This is a genomic window from Bhargavaea sp. CC-171006 (assembly GCF_009761675.1).
Classification (GTDB): domain Bacteria; phylum Bacillota; class Bacilli; order Bacillales_A; family Planococcaceae; genus Bhargavaea; species Bhargavaea changchunensis.
The window spans coordinates 177,900-194,379 of the sequence record NZ_QUZH01000033.1; the positions used below are offsets into that span (position 1 = coordinate 177,900).

Sequence of the window (16,480 nt, forward strand, 5' to 3'; positions counted from 1 at the left end):
GAGTTTATTGGCGCACCGGAAAATGGAGGGGATGGAATGATCGTAAGGCGGGCACAACCAGGCGACGAAAGAGCGATGGCAGAAGTCCATGTGAGAAGTTGGAGAACAACTTATCGGGGAATCGTTTCAGAAGAGTATCTGGATTCATTGGAAATTGAAGAGCGGGAAAACAGGTGGAGATCGGGGATTTCCCACACTGAGGCATTCGTAGCAGAGGACTTGGAGGGCATCGTTGGTTTTGCCAATGGCGGACAGGAACGGTCCGGCAATTATCCGGGGTATGACGGGGAATTGTATGCCATTTACCTGCTCAAAGAATGCCAGGGGCAGGGTGCCGGCCATGAACTTGTCCGGCAGGTTGCCATTGCCTTGAATAAAGCAGGATTCCATTCACTTCTGGTTCGAGTATTACGGAATAATCCTTCACGCTATTTTTATGAAGCATTGGGAGGTGTCCGGTTAGGAGCAGAGAGTATAGAAATTGGTGGCGAATTCCATGAAGAATGGGTCTACGGATGGCCTGAACTGAATGTACTTTATGAAAAGAGGGGAGAAAATTGACTTTTATCGTATCGGATAGAGAAAGGGAACAGACATTGAAAAACTTGTTCAGGGAGGGGCCGGACGGGCCGCTGGATGTTTTTCCATCAAAAGAGAAGAAGAAGTTCATCGTGTCCGAGCATCTGGCGAAGCGCTTCGATAAAGGAAAAACATACAGTGAACAGGAAGTGAATGAAATATTGAAACGGGCACATCCGGAATTTGCGACAATCCGCAGGTTTTTTGTGGATTATGGATTGATGGAGCGGTCGGACGACGGCCGGGTCTACAAGAGGACAGTGCGGGTGTAGTGAAGACGCGCTTGAAGCCACTGAGGCGGAGTGGTACAATGCTGTCCTATTTTCTGCAGTGAATAGGGATGTGGGGGGAGTTCAATGGCGGCAAATGATCATCCGGATTATGCGGAAGAATTGGAACGGCTGGAATATACAAAGGAATATATGCAGCGGCTGCTAGGCGAAACCGAGCGGCAAGCGGCGAAGTCCAGGGAAAATATCAGGCAGTCCATGGGCGACCTGGAGCATCTGGACTCCAGTCTTAGCTACATCAATATCCTGACGAATGCACGGTTTTTCGAGATGGCGGCAGGACGGAAGGAAGAGCTGCAAGCGGTCCTTCAGAATCCATACTTTTCCCGGATCCACTTCAAAAAAGAAGGGGAAGGAGCCGAACTGCTTTACATCGGAAAGACTTCGCTTTTCCACAGGGAAACGCAGGAACCGGTCATCGTAGACTGGCGCTCGCCGGTCGCAAACGTCTATTATGACGGCCGGATCGGAGAGGTCACATACGAAGTCAACGGTGAAGAGAACCGGGGACATCTCTATGCCAAGCGCCAGTACAAGATCGAAGGCGGCACGCTTATGGATATCCGTGATGTCGACCTGACGACGAATGACGAACTTCTCCAGGAGGCGCTATCCGGGAAGGCGGACGTCCGGCTCACGGAGATTGTATCGACCATCCAGAAAGAACAGAACGAGATCATCCGTGCCAATCTGAAGCGGCCGATCATTGTCCAGGGAGCTGCGGGCAGCGGCAAAACGACGATCGCTCTCCACCGCATCTCCTACTTCCTTTATACGATGGGCAAGAATTTCCAGCCTGAGAAACTGATGATCCTTGCGCCGAGTGAATTATTCATCGGCTATATATCAGATGTCCTGCCCGAACTTGGCGTCGATAAAATCAGGCAGACCACCTTCGAGTCATTTGTTCTTGCCGCAACCGGGCTGAAGCTCAAAGTGGCGGATCCAAACCGGAAATTGGAAAGACTCGCCGAAGGAAGTGCAGTGGATGGGAAGACCCTTCTTCTCTCAAGACTAAAGGGGTCACTTGCTTACCGGGACGCCCTTGACCGGTATGTCGCCATAATTGAGCAAGAAACGGCCGGCCTGTTTGAAGATGTATACATCGAGAAGTTCCGGATCATCAAAAAGGAGCGGCTCAGGCGGCTTTTCCTCAAGGAATTCAGCTACCTGCCTCTCCAGAAGCGGCTTGATCGGATTGCAGGCATCCTCAAGACGGAGACCGCAAGAAAGCGGAAAGAAATCCTTTCCGTTTTGACTTCACGTTACGAACAGGCACTTGACAAGGCGCTGTTCGGAATCCGGGATGACCAGAGGCGCCGCGAACAGACGACCCGGCTGATTGATGAACGGGATGAGCGTCTTCCGGCCATTGAGCGGGAAGGGAAGAAAACAGCCTTTGCCTACATGAAACGTTTCCCGGCCTATAACATAAAAAAACTGTACCGCAAATGGAGCACGGACAAAGATCTCATCCAAAAAACCGCTCCCGATTGGACAGAAGCGGAAAGAGAGGCATGCGTAGAGACAGCGGGCATAGATCGGTGGGAAACGGAGGATCTTGCGGCCCTGCTTTATCTTCAGGCACGATTAAAGGGGATTCCTGAACAATGGAAGATGCGTTCGGTCTTTATCGATGAGGCGCAGGACTACAGTGCTTTCCAACTCGCTGCCCTCCGCGATGCCTTGGATACCGACATGTTCACCATCGTCGGGGACCTTGCCCAGGGCATCCATTCCTACCGGTCTGTCAGGGAATGGGATACGGTACGGAACCTGTTTCCGCGTGCCGCTTTCCGGACACTTCAGAAAAGCTATCGGACGACTGCGGAGATCATGGATGCCGCAAACACAGTTCTTGGCGGGCTCGCTGCCGGGCTACCGCTCGTGGAACCGGTCGTCCGGCATGGCCCGGTTCCGGAAGTGCACCAGGCAGAGTCGTTTGATCCCGAAGCGGTGCATCAACTTTACCTGTCTATCCGGGCCAAAGGTCACAGCTCTGTCGCATTGATCACAAAAACTGCTCGCGAGGCGGAAAAGATGGCCGCACGGCTTTCGGCTTTGGACAATGAAGTGATGCTGCTCGGCCAAGGATCTGTGCCCCAGGCCGGCCGTCTTCTTGTTGTACCCGGTCATCTTGCAAAGGGGCTGGAATTTGATGCAGTGATGGTCGCCGCGTTCAGTGATCCGTTCAGGGAACGGGAACTGGACCGCAAACTGCTGTATGTCGCAATGACACGTCCTATGCACGAACTGCATCTGATTGGTGATTTCGGGTCGTTTCTGGGCAACCGCTCAGATCAGGAGAATCCAGACGGCATGCAATAAGAACACGGTGACATAGACGATGAGGGATGCGTTCAGAAGGATCCTGACCGGCCGCGATTCGCCGATTGCATGGGATAGCACGACCAAGATCGAGGGAAGTGCCAGTTTCACCGCAAAGAAATAAGCAGGTTCAATTTCCAGGATGGCATTCATGAGGGGGTTGGCTTCGCGTATATAGCCCCCTGTGATTCCTGTTAGCGTAAGATAGGTGTCGGCAATGGACAGAAGCAACAAGAGAATGGAAGGGTGTTTGAGAGAATCAGACTTCATGGCGGCATCGCCTCCTTGATGTAAGGCCATCCTGCCCGTGCAGTCCCCATTTCACACCTGTTTTATGTAGAATTCGTGAACCGGAGCACTTCAACTTTACAATTTTTAACCCACCCCTTACACTCTCATAATGTTGTGTGGCTAAAGTAGGAAGGGAACAGTCAGCATTTTTCCCCGTCAGAGAAACCACACAAAAGGAGAGATTTCATGACAGGAAAACCGGCAGTGTCCATGGCTGGGCGGACAGCAATTGAAGAAGCGCGTGCGGTGAGGACAGTGAGCGTCATGTCCTACAATATCGCCCACGGCCAAGGCATGGATGGCAAGGTGGATCTTGAGCGGATTGCCGGGGTGATCCGTTCAAGTGGTGCGGACATCATCGCGCTCCAGGAAGTGGACAGCCATTATTCCGGCCGGAGCGGCTACGAAGATCAGGCCGCCCGCCTTGCCTCCATGTTGGATATGTCGTACAGCTACGGGCCGAACCTGGTCGAGCCGCCGTTAATTCCCGGGCAGCCGGCCAGGAAATACGGCAATGCGGTACTCAGCCGTTTTCCGATCAAATATGCGGTGAACCATTCTTATCGTGAGGTTGAGAAACCTCCGGAAGATGCAGAGCCGAGAGGGGTATTGGAAACCGTAATCGATCTCGGCGGAACGTACCTGATCCTGTTCAATACCCATTTGGCCCTGCATGAGGAGGGGCTGCGTTCCAATGTCTGCGAGCTGATGGACATTGCGGAAGCCACTCTTTTCCCGGCGGTGATTGCCGGAGACTTTAATGCTGTCCCTGACAACCCGCAGATAGAAAGAGTGCGGTCAAAATTCCAGGATGCTTTTGCCGGAGCCGGGCCGAAAGAATCGCTCACGTTTCCGAGCCGTTCTAGTGACACTTGCGCATTCGGGATGAAAGAGCCTGCGGCCAGGATCGACTATCTCTTTGCCAGGGGAGTTGAAGAAATCCGCAATGCGCGTGTCATCGACAGCAGCGCATCCGATCACATGCCGATCATGGCGGAACTGGTCATGCCTTCAGCAGTTGGGCCGACCCGCCGCGAGGCGTTCATATCTAACTGAACAGAATCTTCCTCAAGGACCGCAAACGCGGTCTTTTTTTGTGTCTCCGGGAAGGATTAAGCGGTTGCCGGTCGAAAGATAGTAGAGAACGGCCCGTGATCGGGCGTGGGAGGGATTGTATGAAACGGATCGGATTTGTCCGCCATGGCGTGACCTCGTGGAATAAGGAACGGAAGTGGCAGGGACATTCGGATATCCCGCTTGACCGTGAAGGCGTCGCCGAAGCGGAAAAAGCTGCTGTCCGTCTGGCGGGGGAAGACTGGGAAATCATCTACGCCAGTCCGCTGAAACGCGCGCTCAGAACCGCGGAAATCATCAGGGAAGCGAACCCGGGTATCCCTCTCGTCACTGATGACCGTCTGGTCGAAGTTTATGGCGGCCAGCTGGAAGGGACGACGGAGGAGGAACGGGTCGAGAGATGGGGAAGCGAGTGGCGGTCGCTGTTGCCTTCGCTCGGCATGGAGCCCGATGAAGACATGGTGGGCCGGGGAGTGGCGCTTCTTGAAGAAATCAGGAAGCGGCCCGAGGACAAAGTGCTCCTTGTCACACACGGCGGTTTTATCAGGCGGCTGCTTGAAGCACTTATTCCGGATCTCAACCAGTCAGACAGGATCCTCAATACGTCAGTGACGGTTGTGGAAATGCATGATGACCGGAACCTGTGCACACTTTATAACTGCACAAAGCATCTATCGGATACCTGAGACATTTAAAGCCCGGAGACTAGACGTCTTCCGGGCTTTCAGCTTTGCTGCTGTAGAAGATATGGTGAAGGGTGAATCCGGTCTCTGCTGTCTCAAGGATGCCGAATGAGAACTCCGGCTGTCTTCGTTTGTCGGTCGGAGATCCGGGGTTGAATAGTACAATCCCATCATGATGTTCGTGATAGGGAATATGGGAATGGCCGAAGAGGATGATATCCGGTTGCTCTTCCCTGAATATCTCCAGTGCGCGAAGGGGTGTAGTCTTTCCCTTACCGTCACCATGAACGAGAGAGACCGTGATGCCGTCGAAAGAAAAACGTTTTTTCCTCCCAAATTGCTCTCTGATCTCAGGGGGATCGGCATTTCCGTATACGCCGTCAACCGGCGCATAGCGATTTAGTTTGTGGAAAACCTCAAGCGTCTGCCAATCTCCTGTATGGATGATCCGGTCTGCGGTTTCAAGCTCTGGGATGAGCCGGGGAGGCAAAGCTTTGGCCATGCGGGGCATATGGGTGTCACCCAGGATCACAATCTTCATGTGCCCTCATCCAAGCCCAATGCACCAACAATCTGTTCTGATCCATGGACAGGAGCGCGGCACACATTGCCTTCGCAGACAAAGGCGGTCAGCGGATGGCTGTTATCTGTTTTCCCGGAGGTCAGACCGGAAAGCGGACTGTTGCCCTCTGCCGGTTCTGTCCAGACATCAAACGGCAGGAAAGCTTCCCGGAGCGCCTCGAGCAGTTCAGCGCGAAACTCCGGCCGGCTTCCGGTCACGACAATTTCACGTCCGCCGGCTTCGAACGCCATCCTTGCCATGAGAAGGCTGAGCGTGCCGTTCGGGTATTGGCCCGCTTCTCCAGCGAACTCCGCCAAGATCTTTTCCGCCCGCCGGACCCAGCGCTCGTCCGCCGTCAGCTTGCCTAGCCTCCACAGCTGCATGGCGGCGATGCCATTACCTGAGGGCAGTGCGCCGTCCAGGATATCCTTGCTTCTTGTAAGAAGCGATTCTCCATCCCGGTCGGTGAAGTAGAAGGCACCCGGTCCATCCGCGAAGCGGTCTTCCAGAATACTTGCGAGACGCACGGCTTCTTTGGCATATCGTTCCTGTCCCGTTGCCTGGTGCAGCTCCAGCTGTCCCCAGATCAGGTAAGCGTAATCATCCAGATAAGCGTGGAAGCGGGCTTCTCCGTCACGCCACCTGGCAAACAGTTGGTCACCTGCATCCAGGTTCCCGGTGATAAAATCTGCTGCCCGCATGGCAGATGCAACCATGGAGGAATCAGAAAGCGTGGCTCCGGCTTTGGCAAGGGCCGCAATCATAAGACCGTTCCAGGAGGTGAGGATTTTGTCATCGAGATGCGGATAGACCCTCGTCTCCCGGTATGCCCGCATCTTTGGAATCGATTCGTCCAGGATGCGCTCAACTTCTTCTTCAGAAATACCGAATTCCACTGTGACGGCATCCATATCGAGGCCGACCATGTTCGGGATGCTTTTGCCCTCAAAATTTCCGCCCGGCGTGATGTCATACACCGCACAAACGATTTCAGCCTCTTTTTCATCCAGTACCCCGAACACTTCTTCTTCCGTCCATAGGTAGTAGGTGCCTTCCGCACCTTCGCTATCAGCATCGATTGCAGAGTAGAAGCCGCCTTCAGGATGGGTCATCTCGCGTCTGATGAATTGGAACAGATCTTTTATAATACCGGCATAACGCACGTCTCCGGAAACCTGGAAAGCTTCCGTGTACGCCAGCATGAGCATGGCCTGATCGTACAGCATCTTCTCAAAGTGGGGGACGAGCCAGTACTCATCGACGGAATAGCGGGCAAACCCGGAACCGACCTGGTCATAGATTCCGCCCGAGGCCATCGCATCCAGTGTCAGATCCGCCATCTTGAATGCAAGGGGCTCACTATGCCATTTGAAATAACGGAACAGATAAAGCAGCTGATGGGGTGAAGGGAATTTTGGCGCACCGCCAAATCCTCCATAAACTCCGTCAAACTGTCGGGCAAGCTGGCCGAACGCCTGATGGAGGGTGGAGACGGGGAGTTCTCCTTTGCCGGATTCGGCTCTGACTTCAAGGGCTTCTTTCATCCGGTCTCCGATTTCTTTCACCCGGTCGGGATCATTCGTGTACACATCGTGCAGTTGGGGGAGGACGTCCATCATGCCAGGGCGTCCATACTTTCCCGTTTTCGGGAAGTAGGTCCCGATATAGAAGGGCTTCTGGTCAGGTGTGAGAAAGGCGTTCAGCGGCCATCCGCCCTGGCCTGTCAGCTTCATGCAGGCTTCCATGTAGATTGCGTCGATATCCGGACGCTCCTCACGGTCAACTTTGACGGGAATGAAGTGCTCATTGATCAGAGCCGCAACTTCTTGGTCCTCAAACGATTCGTGGGCCATCACGTGGCACCAATGACAGGTTGAATAGCCGATCGAGACGAAGACCGGCTTGTTTTCTTCCTTCGCTCTTTGGAAAGCTTCTTCCCCCCATGGATACCAGTCGACCGGGTTGTGGGCGTGCTGAAGAAGATAGGGGGATTTTTCATTAATTAACCGGTTTGTATGTTCAGAGTCGCTCATTTTCCCACTCCTTCCTGGTATAAGTATAGCCTGTTATGCCCCAGGCAAAAACAAATGCCCGGAAAGTGGGCAGGATCCGCATGGAACAGATTTATTCCGCATACCTTCATCATGTAGATGAACTTGTCCACCGCATGAGATATAGCCATATACGATGGAGGGGTAGCCGCATGAATGTAATCATAGAACCGGTCAGGCCGAAAACGGACGAGACTGAAGAAATCAGGACAGGCTTATCAGATGAAGAAGTCAGGCTAAGGCAGGAAGAACACGGATTTAACGAATTACAGGAAGAAAAGCGCAAAAGTGCCGGCGCGGTATTTGTAGATCAATTCAAGGATTTCCTGGTCATCATCTTAAATATTGCGGCCATCATCTCCGCGTTTCTGGGAGAAGTGGAAAGTTCAATTGTCATTTTGACAGTTGTCCTGCTGAATGCGGCACTGGGAACGATCCAGCACGTCAAAGCTGAAAAATCATTGAACAGCCTAAAGGCCATGGCGGCTCCATCCGCGAATGTCATGAGAAATGGCAAGGTCGTTCAGATTCCATCGAGAGAAGTCGTGACCGGGGATCTTTTGATCATCAACGCCGGAGACTATATCTGCGCAGATGCCCGCGTCTTAGAGAGCCACAGCCTTCTGATCAATGAAAGTTCGTTAACCGGGGAATCCGTTCCTGTCGAAAAAAACGAGGATTTCGTTACAACAGATGCGGTTGCTCTGGGCGACAGGAAAGACATGGTGTTTTCAGGAAGCTTTGTGACTGGCGGCAGGGGAAAAGCGGTCGTGACCGCGATCGGCATGGATACAGAAATCGGGAAGATTGCGGATCTGCTGGAAAACGCCAAGGAAAAAAGCACCCCGCTCCAGGAAAGGCTGGATCAATTCGGAAAAGCGCTGGCCATCGGAATCACGGTGATCTGCCTGATCGTTTTCGCATTGGATGTCATTCGCGGGCGTGAACTGGCGGATTCGTTCATGTTTGCCGTTTCTCTGGCGGTTGCCGCCATTCCTGAGGCGCTGAGCTCCATTGTGACCATCGTCCTCGCCTTCGGGACACAGAAGATGGCCAAGGAAAATGCCATCATCCGTAAATTGCATGCGGTTGAAAGTCTTGGCAATATTTCGGTGATCTGCTCAGACAAAACCGGGACACTGACCCAGAACAAAATGACGGTTCAGCATTTCTACACGGACGGGAAGATTTTCGGCTCCGATCAGTTGCAGCCCGGAAATAAACAACATGAAAAGCTGCTGCGGATGGCCTTGCTATGCAATGATGCCGTAACCGCGGGGGAACAGGAAATCGGAGACCCTACAGAAATCGCTCTCGTCAACATCGGAAAGCAATATGGATTTGATGAAAGGATGGAGCGGGAGCAGAATGAACGCATCGGAGAGGTGCCTTTTGATTCCCGCAGGAAGTTCATGTCGACGATCCACCGCATCGGCCATAAGCAGGTGATGATCACCAAAGGCGCAACAGATGTCCTGATCCCCAGAATCAGCCGCATCGAGACCGCAGGCGGAGTTCAGGTAATCACTCTGCAGCAGATCGAATCAATCAGGCAGGCTGCACATTCGTTTGCTGATGGGGGACTGCGTGTCCTTGCTCTAGCTTATAAGGAAGTCTTCCCGCTGAAAACGGGTGCCGTCCAAGAAGAGGGCCTGACTTTCCTGGGGCTGATCGCCATGATGGACCCTCCCAGGGAAGAAACCGAACAGGCAGTGGATGATTGTATCCGGGCCGGGGTCAAGCCCGTCATGATTACGGGTGACCATAAAATCACCGCCATCGCGATTGCCGGACAGATCGGGATTTTAAAAGATCCCTCCGAGGCGATAGAAGGGAAAGACATCGAGAAGCTTTCAGATGATGAATTAAAGGACCGCATTGAACAGTTGTCCGTTTATGCGCGGGTCTCTCCGGAACACAAAATCAGGATTGTGAGAGCCTGGCAGGAAAAAGGGAACGTGGTCGCCATGACCGGTGACGGCGTGAATGATGCACCGGCACTGAAGCAGGCGGACATCGGAGTGGCCATGGGAATGGCCGGAACGGAAGTGGCCAAGGATGCATCTTCGATGGTACTGACCGATGATAATTTTTCAACCATCGTAAAAGCCGTATCCAATGGGCGGAGCATGTACAACAATATCAAAAATGCCATCCAGTTTTTATTGTCCGGAAATGCAGGGGCGATATTCGTCGTGATGTACGCTTCACTTCTGGCACTCCCGGTTCCCTTCCTGCCGGCCCACCTCCTGTTTATTAATCTGCTGACGGACAGTTTGCCGGCCATTGCCATCGGACTGGAGCCGCATGGCAAAAAAGTGATGAAAGAAATGCCGAGAGACAAGGACGAGGGCCTGTTCAGTAAGCGGGATGTCATCCAGATCAGCCTGGAAGGCCTGCTGATTGCCGCTGTCACGATCATTGCTTTCCGGTATGGATTAACTGCTGGGGGCCCCGCAGATGCCACCACGATGGCGTTTGCCACGCTGTGCCTTGCCCGTCTGTTCCATGGATTCAACTGCCGCTCAAAGGACTCCATTTTCAGGATTGGTATTTTTTCCAACATCGCCTGCTGGACCGCGTTTCTGATCGGCGTCATCCTCCTGAACCTCGTTTTGACATTTGGTCTGTTTGAAGTGGCTCCACTTGGCAAGGAACAGTTATATATGGTCTACGGACTGGCATTTGTTCCTTTAATCGTTATCCAGACGGGTAAATTGATTTTCGTGAAATCGTAAAGAATAACAACAACCTTTCCGAATTCGACCCGCTTTCAGGGAGAATTCGGTTTTTTATTTGTTTAGATGTATTGACCCTGACGCAACGTCAGACTCTATACTGGATTCATGAGATAAAGGAGGGGGTTGGGATTCTCCGAAAAGTAAAGGAAGTTGCAGATCTGACCGGTGTCAGTATCCGGACACTTCATCATTACGACCGGATCGGACTTTTGTCACCGGAACACGTGACCGAGGCGGGGTACCGCCAATATTCTGACCGTGACCTGGAAACGCTCCAGCAAATCCTGTTTTTCAGGGAACTGGGCTTTCAGCTGAAGCGAATCGGCGAGATCTTGAAGAGCCCGGACTTTGATCGGGAAGATGCGCTTTTACTGCAGCGAGAAGCCCTCCTTGAAAAAAGGGCGAGGCTTGACCGGATGATCCGGACTTTGGATAAAACGATACAAGATGCGAAGGGAGAAATTGAAATGACCGATAAGGAGAAGTTCGAGGGGTTCGACTTCACGAATAATCCATACGAGGATGAAGCCCGGCAGCGGTGGGGGGATGAGGCGGTCGACCGTTCCAACCAGGCACTGGCAAACGTGGGGCCGGAAGGGCAGAAGCAGATTGGCGTACAGATGGAGGCACTGTTCCGGAAACTTGCGGCAATGAGGCATCAGAACGCGGCCTCCGATGAGGTCCAGCAGGCAATCGGCGAATGGCATGCATTCCTGAACAGCATGGGACATACTTATTCGCCGCAAGCCTTCAAGGGGCTTGGACAGCTGTATATCCAAGATGAGCGGTTCACCAAAAATATGGACAAATTCGGAGATGGATTCGCCCGGTTCATGGCGGAAGCGATGGCGATTCGTGCTAACCGACTTCAGAGCTGATTCGCTCCAATATAAAAGGCTTTCCGGAACAGAATTCCGGAAAGCCTTTTTCTATGGCGGCATCTTATACGAGATAAACCGCGAAATTCAGGATGAAAAGGACCGCAATCACGTAGAGCGGGGTTGCGACCTCCCGGGCCCGTCCGCTTGCCAGCTTCAATAGCGGATAAAGGATGAACCCGACGGCTACGCCGTCCGCAATGCTCTGGGTAAATGGAATCATCGCGATCAGGAAGATCGCAGGGAACGCCTCAGTCAGATCGGATGTATCCAGGTCGGTAATATTCTGGACCATCAGTCCGCCGATGATCAGAAGAATCGGAGCGATCGCATTGTCCGGAATATACTGGATGACCGGGATAAAGAAGACTGACAGCAGGAACAGGATGCCTGCCGTAACTGCGCTGAGTCCGGTCCGGCCGCCAGCTGCGATGACGGCACCCGTTTCCGCGGTGGCCACGGGAGTGCTGGAGCCGAACAGTCCTGACAGCATGGCGGACAGCGAAGTCGCCTGCAGAGCCCGTTCCGCCTTTTCGGGGCGGCCCGCTGCGGCTGTGTGTGACTGCACGAGTCCGATGTTCTCAAAGACGGTCACCATCGTCAGGGAAAACGTGCCGACGATAAACGCCATGGAAAGCACACTGTCAAACGACCATGCAGCAAACACATCGCCGTAAGAAGCAAGGGAGATGTCATCGTTCCCGGATCCATCAGGCAAAGTGCCGAACAGGGCTGCAATGGCGGTACCCGCGATCATCGCCCAGAGAAAGTGCCCCGTGATGTTCCTCAGAAACAGGACAAGCGCGATGAGGAGCGTCAGGACCGTAGCGATCAGTTTCGGATCTGACAGGTCGCCCAGTGCGATCATCGAACTTGTGCCGCGGTCGATGATGCCGCCTTTCTCCAGGCCGATAAAGATCAGGAACAATCCGATTCCGACTGTAATGGCCACTTTTAGCGATTGCGGTATCACCCGGTTCAGGATGGCCCCGAGCTTCGTGAAGGCGACTGCCACGAAGATGACGCCGGAGATGAACACAAGTGTCAGCGCGGTCCGATAATCCATTCCCATTGAATGGACAAACGTGTAGGTGAACATGACGTTTATGCCCATTCCGGGAACGAGGAGGATCGGCGCATTTGCCCAGAGTCCCATCAGGAGGCACCCTACGAACGAAATCAGGATCGTAGCGATCATGGCGCCTTCCAGCGGAATCCCGGATTCGGCAAGGATGAACGAGTTGACGGCAATGATGTAGGCGATCGTAAAGAAGCCGACCAGACCGGCCATCACTTCCGTCCGTACGTTCGTCCCGTGCCCCTTCAAATCAAAAAGATCTTTTTTCAATGGTAAAACCTGCTATTCAATTATCCCTCTCCCAACCCGCTTCGCTCTAAAAAAAGAGGAAGCCACAAGTCCTTATTATACTCCGGAATCACCGGGCCATCAAAGGAAACCCCTTCCACGACATGTGGAAGGGGAAAGGAAATTATGCTTCGGTATTGGCGGAAATCTCTTCTGTCAGCTTTTCAAGCTGGTCGATCAGGTTGCCGATGTAGGCGATGGTGTCGCGGAGCGGAGCATCCGTCGTGATGTCGACGCCTGCCATTTGGGCGAGTTCAACCGGAGACTTCGTGCCTCCAGAGCGAAGAACTTCCAGCCAGTCGTTCACAGCCGGCTCGCCTTCGTCCAGGATCCGCTTGGACACCTGTGTGGAGATCGTAAGGCCCGCACTGTAAGTATACGGATAGAGTCCCATGTAGTAATGCGGCTGTCGCATCCAGGTGAGTTCCGCACCTTCTTCGATCGTGACATCGCTGCCCCAGAACTCCTCGAGCACGCTGCGCTTCAGTTCATTCAGCACACCGGCATTGACGCTCTGGCCGGCATCGATCCGCTCGTAGACTTTGCGCTGGTAGGCAGCTTCGAGAAGGTGGGTGACGAAGTTGTGGTAGTACGTCCGTGCCACGATGGAAGCGATCACCCAGCGCTTGAACCGCGGATCATCCGAGTTCTTAAGCAGGTGATTGGCCATCAGCATTTCGTTCATCGTAGAAGGCGCCTCGATAAAGTAGAGGGAAGGCCTTGCGTTAAAGACACCCTGCTCTCTGTTGGCGTTGTAGAAGTGCCCGGCGTGGCCCAGTTCATGAGCAAGCACGAAAACATCTTCCATGCTTCCCGACCAGGAGATCAGGATATAAGGATGAACGCCGTACGGGCTGGAACAGAATGCGCCGGTCGACTTTCCTTTGTTTTGTGCGAAGTCGGTCCAGCGTTCATCATAGGATCGTTTCAGCATTTCGGAATAGTCTTCGCCCATGACCGAAAGGGCGTCGAAGATATACTTCTTCGATTCTTCGATGGTGATCTTCGGCTCATACGAAGGGTCAAGCGGCACTTTCAGATCGGCGAAGGTCATTTGGTCAATGCCGTGCACATCCTTAAGCAGCTTCGCATACCTGCGCATATGCGGCGCCAATTCATTCATGATCAGATCGATCTGGCGGTCGTACAGTTCACGGTCGACTTCCTGGTTGAACAGCAGGTAATCGAAGACCGTGTCAAAACCGCGAAGATCGGAAGTTGTTTTCTCCGTCTGGAGATGGGTGTCATAGGTTTTGGCGGTCGTGTGCTGATAGTCGGCAAGTTTCTTGTAGAACGCTTTGTAGGCAGCACGGCGCTTTTCTGTGTCAGGATCGGTTTCCCAGGTGCCTTCAAACAGGTTATAGCTGTTCGGGAACTGCTCGCCGCCGGCCTCAAAGTCCGGGAAGTCCATATCCACAAGCTTTGTCGTGTTGTAGAGCTCGTACGGCGCATCAAATACGGAAGAGAATGCTGCAAGAACTTTCTCCACTTCGGGATGGAGCTTGTGAGGTTTGAAGCGGAGGATGTCCCTCAGATAGATCCGGAAATCTTCAGATTGCTCCATCGCCTGTTTCAGCTCTTCTTCAGGAAGTTGGGAAAGCTCGCTTTCAAAGAAGCTCATCTCGGCTGAACTTTTCGCCATGAGCGAACCGAAAGCCGCCCCTCTCATCTGGTGGTCGCTGTTTGTCTGATCTTCGCTCTGAAGAAGGTTGACATAGGTGCCGGCAGGGATGATCTTTTCATAGATAGCTGCGTAGTCCTTGAGTGCTGCTAGAGCCGATGCAGCATCAGTGACTTTGCCCTTGTATTGTTCGGAAAATTTGTTCACGGCATCGCGAATCTCATCCAGTCTTGCTTCGTAATCGGATTCCGAAGCAAACAGGTCCTTCAGGTTCCAGGTTTCTTCAAGCTTCACTTCTGAACGCGGAATTGCGGACATTGGTGTATCCCCCTTATTCTTACGGTAGTCGAACTAATTGTATAACATCCGGGCCATCATTGAAAGCAGATTCTGAGCTTTCTGACTTGCCGCAACGCGTTATTCTATGCAGGAATCAGGGAATACATAAAACACTATCGACAGAAGAGGTGTGCTGATGACGAAACAGATTCCAGAGGTCAAGATGTTCGACAGTACGGTAAACGTGGTCACAGAAGGATACAACTTTGTCGGCAAGCGGATGTCCCAAATGGATACCGACGTGTTCGAGGCGAGGATCCTGGGTAAGAAAATGATCGTCATGACCGGACGTGACGCAGCGGAATTGTTTTATGACGAATCCAAGATCAAGCGGGAAGGCGCGATGCCGAAACGCATCCAAAAAACGCTCTTCGGCGTAAATGGAATCCATACGAAGGATGGGCAAAAGCACAAAATCCGGAAAGCGATGTTCATGTCGATGATGACCGACGAGAGGCTGGCACATCTCCGGACGATCCTTCAGGAAGAGTGGAAGCGCAAGGGCCTGGAAATGGAGCAGAAAAAGCGGGCCGTCCTGTTTGATGAGTCAGAGGAACTGATCTTGAGGGCCATGTGCCGATGGACAGGCGTCCCGCTGACGGACGCTGAATCCTGGCGGCGTGCCTATGAAGTAGGTGTAATGATTGACGCAGCAGGCGGTGTCGGCAAACGGTACCGCGAAGGGGAAAAGGTTCGGACAGAGACAGAAGGATGGATCCAGGAAGTGATCGAAGCTGTCCGGGACGGCAGGATGAAGACTGAAGAAGGTACTCCGGTCCATACGGTCGCTTTCCACGAAGAAGAAGGGGAACTGCTGGATGCCCACATGGCAGCCATCGAACTCCTCAATGTCATCCGTCCTGCCGTCGCGGTTGCACGTTTTGTCGCGTTTGCGGCTCTTGCACTTAATGATTTCCCTGAATGGAAGGGAAAACTGTCCACGACAAAAGAGCTGAACAACTTTGCCAACGAAGTCCGGCGATTTTACCCATTCACGCCTTTCCTTCCGGCAGTAGTCAAGGAGGACTTTGAATGGAAGGGCTATCTGTTCAAAGAGGACCGTCATGTGATCTTGGATGTGCATGGCATCAACCGGGATCCGAGAATCTGGGAAGAGCCGGAACAATTTAATCCCGACAGGTTCAATGACTTTGTCGATGACCGCTTCAACTTCATCCCGCAGGGTGGCGGAGATCCGGATACCGGCCACCGGTGCCCGGGTGAACCGATTGCGGTCATGATTATAGAAGAAAGCGTGCGGTATCTGACAGAAAGCCTGTCCTACGAAGTTCCTGAGCAGGACCTCACCATCAACATGGTCCGCATGCCGACCCTTCCGAAAGACCGCTTCGTCATGGAAAATATCAGGGTGACGGGCAAGTAATCCGGCAATAAAAATATATTTCAGACCTGCAGACGAAGGAGCGATTTTCTCTTTTGCTGCAGCTTTTTATTGGGAACCCTTTCAAGCGGCTCAGGCATGCAGGTGGCAGACGAGGTTTGCGTGCGAATCCAGAAAGCTCGCGTAGGAAATTGGGACGAATCGAAAGTATGCGCATGAACACATGAAATTATCTTGCGAAAAGTGGGACGCCCCAAAGGTTTACCTGCGAATCTAAAAAATTGCGTGCGAAAATTGCTGTCCCCGCTGAATTGCACCTATGCGCCATTAAATCA

At 52.9% G+C, this 16,480-nt stretch carries 13 protein-coding genes; 8 read left to right on the plus strand and 5 right to left on the minus strand.

What is annotated here, in order from left to right:
- Nucleotides 1-36: 36 nt before the first annotated feature.
- The 3 genes from DZC51_RS15815 to helD all read left to right on the plus strand — a co-directional run bounded on the left by DZC51_RS15815 (nucleotide 37) and on the right by helD (nucleotide 3,197).
- Nucleotides 37-561 (plus strand): GNAT family N-acetyltransferase, encoded by a 525-nt coding sequence (locus tag DZC51_RS15815; RefSeq protein ID WP_157297445.1) that lies wholly within the window; start codon nucleotides 37-39, stop codon nucleotides 559-561.
- Nucleotides 558-851, plus strand: coding sequence for a DUF2087 domain-containing protein (locus DZC51_RS15820; RefSeq protein ID WP_157297446.1), 294 nt, complete (start codon nucleotides 558-560; stop codon nucleotides 849-851). Before DZC51_RS15815 ends, DZC51_RS15820 begins: the two co-directional genes overlap by 4 nt.
- A gap of 84 nt (nucleotides 852-935) precedes the next feature.
- Nucleotides 936-3,197: an RNA polymerase recycling motor HelD gene (helD, locus tag DZC51_RS15825; protein WP_157297447.1), complete on the plus strand. Its 2,262-nt coding sequence runs from the start codon at nucleotides 936-938 to the stop codon at nucleotides 3,195-3,197.
- Here the strand turns inward: helD and DZC51_RS15830 are convergent.
- Complete coding sequence (locus tag DZC51_RS15830; RefSeq protein WP_157297448.1) at nucleotides 3,165-3,467, minus strand: DUF5658 family protein; 303 nt, start codon at nucleotides 3,465-3,467, stop codon at nucleotides 3,165-3,167. The genes helD and DZC51_RS15830 overlap by 33 nt on opposite strands.
- 207 nt (nucleotides 3,468-3,674) lie before the next feature.
- On the opposite strand from DZC51_RS15830, the gene DZC51_RS15835 reads away from it, so the two are divergent.
- Nucleotides 3,675-4,544 (plus strand): endonuclease/exonuclease/phosphatase family protein, encoded by an 870-nt coding sequence (locus DZC51_RS15835; RefSeq protein ID WP_157297449.1) that lies wholly within the window; start codon nucleotides 3,675-3,677, stop codon nucleotides 4,542-4,544.
- 119 nt (nucleotides 4,545-4,663) lie between these two features.
- Nucleotides 4,664-5,248 carry a histidine phosphatase family protein gene (locus tag DZC51_RS15840; RefSeq protein ID WP_157297450.1) on the plus strand — a complete coding sequence of 195 codons (585 nt, stop codon included), beginning with the start codon at nucleotides 4,664-4,666 and terminating at the stop codon, nucleotides 5,246-5,248.
- 19 nt (nucleotides 5,249-5,267) lie between these two features.
- Here DZC51_RS15840 and DZC51_RS15845 read toward each other — a convergent pair whose 3' ends face one another.
- Entirely contained in the window at nucleotides 5,268-5,786 is a 519-nt protein-coding gene (locus DZC51_RS15845) for a metallophosphoesterase family protein (RefSeq protein ID WP_157297451.1), read from the minus strand.
- Entirely contained in the window at nucleotides 5,783-7,840 is a 2,058-nt protein-coding gene (locus DZC51_RS15850; protein ID WP_157297452.1) for a thioredoxin domain-containing protein, read from the minus strand. The genes DZC51_RS15845 and DZC51_RS15850 overlap by 4 nt, the downstream gene beginning before the upstream one ends.
- A 170-nt stretch (nucleotides 7,841-8,010) precedes the next feature.
- Here DZC51_RS15850 and DZC51_RS15855 point away from each other — a divergent pair, with 170 nt between their 5' ends.
- Together DZC51_RS15855 and DZC51_RS15860 are read left to right on the plus strand one after the other, a co-directional pair.
- Nucleotides 8,011-10,596, plus strand: coding sequence for a cation-translocating P-type ATPase (locus DZC51_RS15855; RefSeq protein ID WP_157297453.1), 2,586 nt, complete (start codon nucleotides 8,011-8,013; stop codon nucleotides 10,594-10,596).
- A 131-nt stretch (nucleotides 10,597-10,727) separates the two neighbouring features.
- Nucleotides 10,728-11,477, plus strand: coding sequence for a MerR family transcriptional regulator (locus DZC51_RS15860; protein ID WP_157297524.1), 750 nt, complete (start codon nucleotides 10,728-10,730; stop codon nucleotides 11,475-11,477).
- Between the two features lie 64 nt (nucleotides 11,478-11,541).
- Here the strand turns inward: DZC51_RS15860 and DZC51_RS15865 are convergent, their stop codons facing one another.
- Both DZC51_RS15865 and pepF read right to left on the minus strand, forming a co-directional pair.
- Complete coding sequence (locus tag DZC51_RS15865) at nucleotides 11,542-12,768, minus strand: NCS2 family permease (RefSeq protein WP_232524169.1); 1,227 nt, start codon at nucleotides 12,766-12,768, stop codon at nucleotides 11,542-11,544.
- A 199-nt stretch (nucleotides 12,769-12,967) separates the two neighbouring features.
- Nucleotides 12,968-14,782, minus strand: a complete 1,815-nt coding sequence (pepF, locus tag DZC51_RS15870) for an oligoendopeptidase F (RefSeq protein ID WP_157297455.1) — start codon at nucleotides 14,780-14,782, stop codon at nucleotides 12,968-12,970.
- Nucleotides 14,783-14,939: 157 nt separating this feature from the next.
- On the opposite strand from pepF, the gene DZC51_RS15875 reads away from it, so the two are divergent.
- Nucleotides 14,940-16,187: a cytochrome P450 gene (locus DZC51_RS15875; RefSeq protein ID WP_157297456.1), complete on the plus strand. Its 1,248-nt coding sequence runs from the start codon at nucleotides 14,940-14,942 to the stop codon at nucleotides 16,185-16,187.
- Nucleotides 16,188-16,480: the final 293 nt, after the last annotated feature.

Coding starts and splice junctions, on each gene's coding strand:
- DZC51_RS15840 (WP_157297450.1), top strand. CDS start 4,664: ATGAAACGGATCGGATTTGTCCGCCATGGCGTGACCTCGTGGAATAAG.
- helD (WP_157297447.1), top strand. CDS start 936: ATGGCGGCAAATGATCATCCGGATTATGCGGAAGAATTGGAACGGCTG.
- DZC51_RS15850 (WP_157297452.1), bottom strand. CDS start 7,840: ATGAGCGACTCTGAACATACAAACCGGTTAATTAATGAAAAATCCCCC.
- DZC51_RS15815 (WP_157297445.1), top strand. CDS start 37: ATGATCGTAAGGCGGGCACAACCAGGCGACGAAAGAGCGATGGCAGAA.
- DZC51_RS15835 (WP_157297449.1), top strand. CDS start 3,675: ATGACAGGAAAACCGGCAGTGTCCATGGCTGGGCGGACAGCAATTGAA.
- DZC51_RS15865 (WP_232524169.1), bottom strand. CDS start 12,768: ATGGCCGGTCTGGTCGGCTTCTTTACGATCGCCTACATCATTGCCGTC.
- DZC51_RS15875 (WP_157297456.1), top strand. CDS start 14,940: ATGACGAAACAGATTCCAGAGGTCAAGATGTTCGACAGTACGGTAAAC.
- DZC51_RS15845 (WP_157297451.1), bottom strand. CDS start 5,786: ATGAAGATTGTGATCCTGGGTGACACCCATATGCCCCGCATGGCCAAA.
- DZC51_RS15855 (WP_157297453.1), top strand. CDS start 8,011: ATGAATGTAATCATAGAACCGGTCAGGCCGAAAACGGACGAGACTGAA.
- DZC51_RS15830 (WP_157297448.1), bottom strand. CDS start 3,467: ATGAAGTCTGATTCTCTCAAACACCCTTCCATTCTCTTGTTGCTTCTG.
- pepF (WP_157297455.1), bottom strand. CDS start 14,782: ATGTCCGCAATTCCGCGTTCAGAAGTGAAGCTTGAAGAAACCTGGAAC.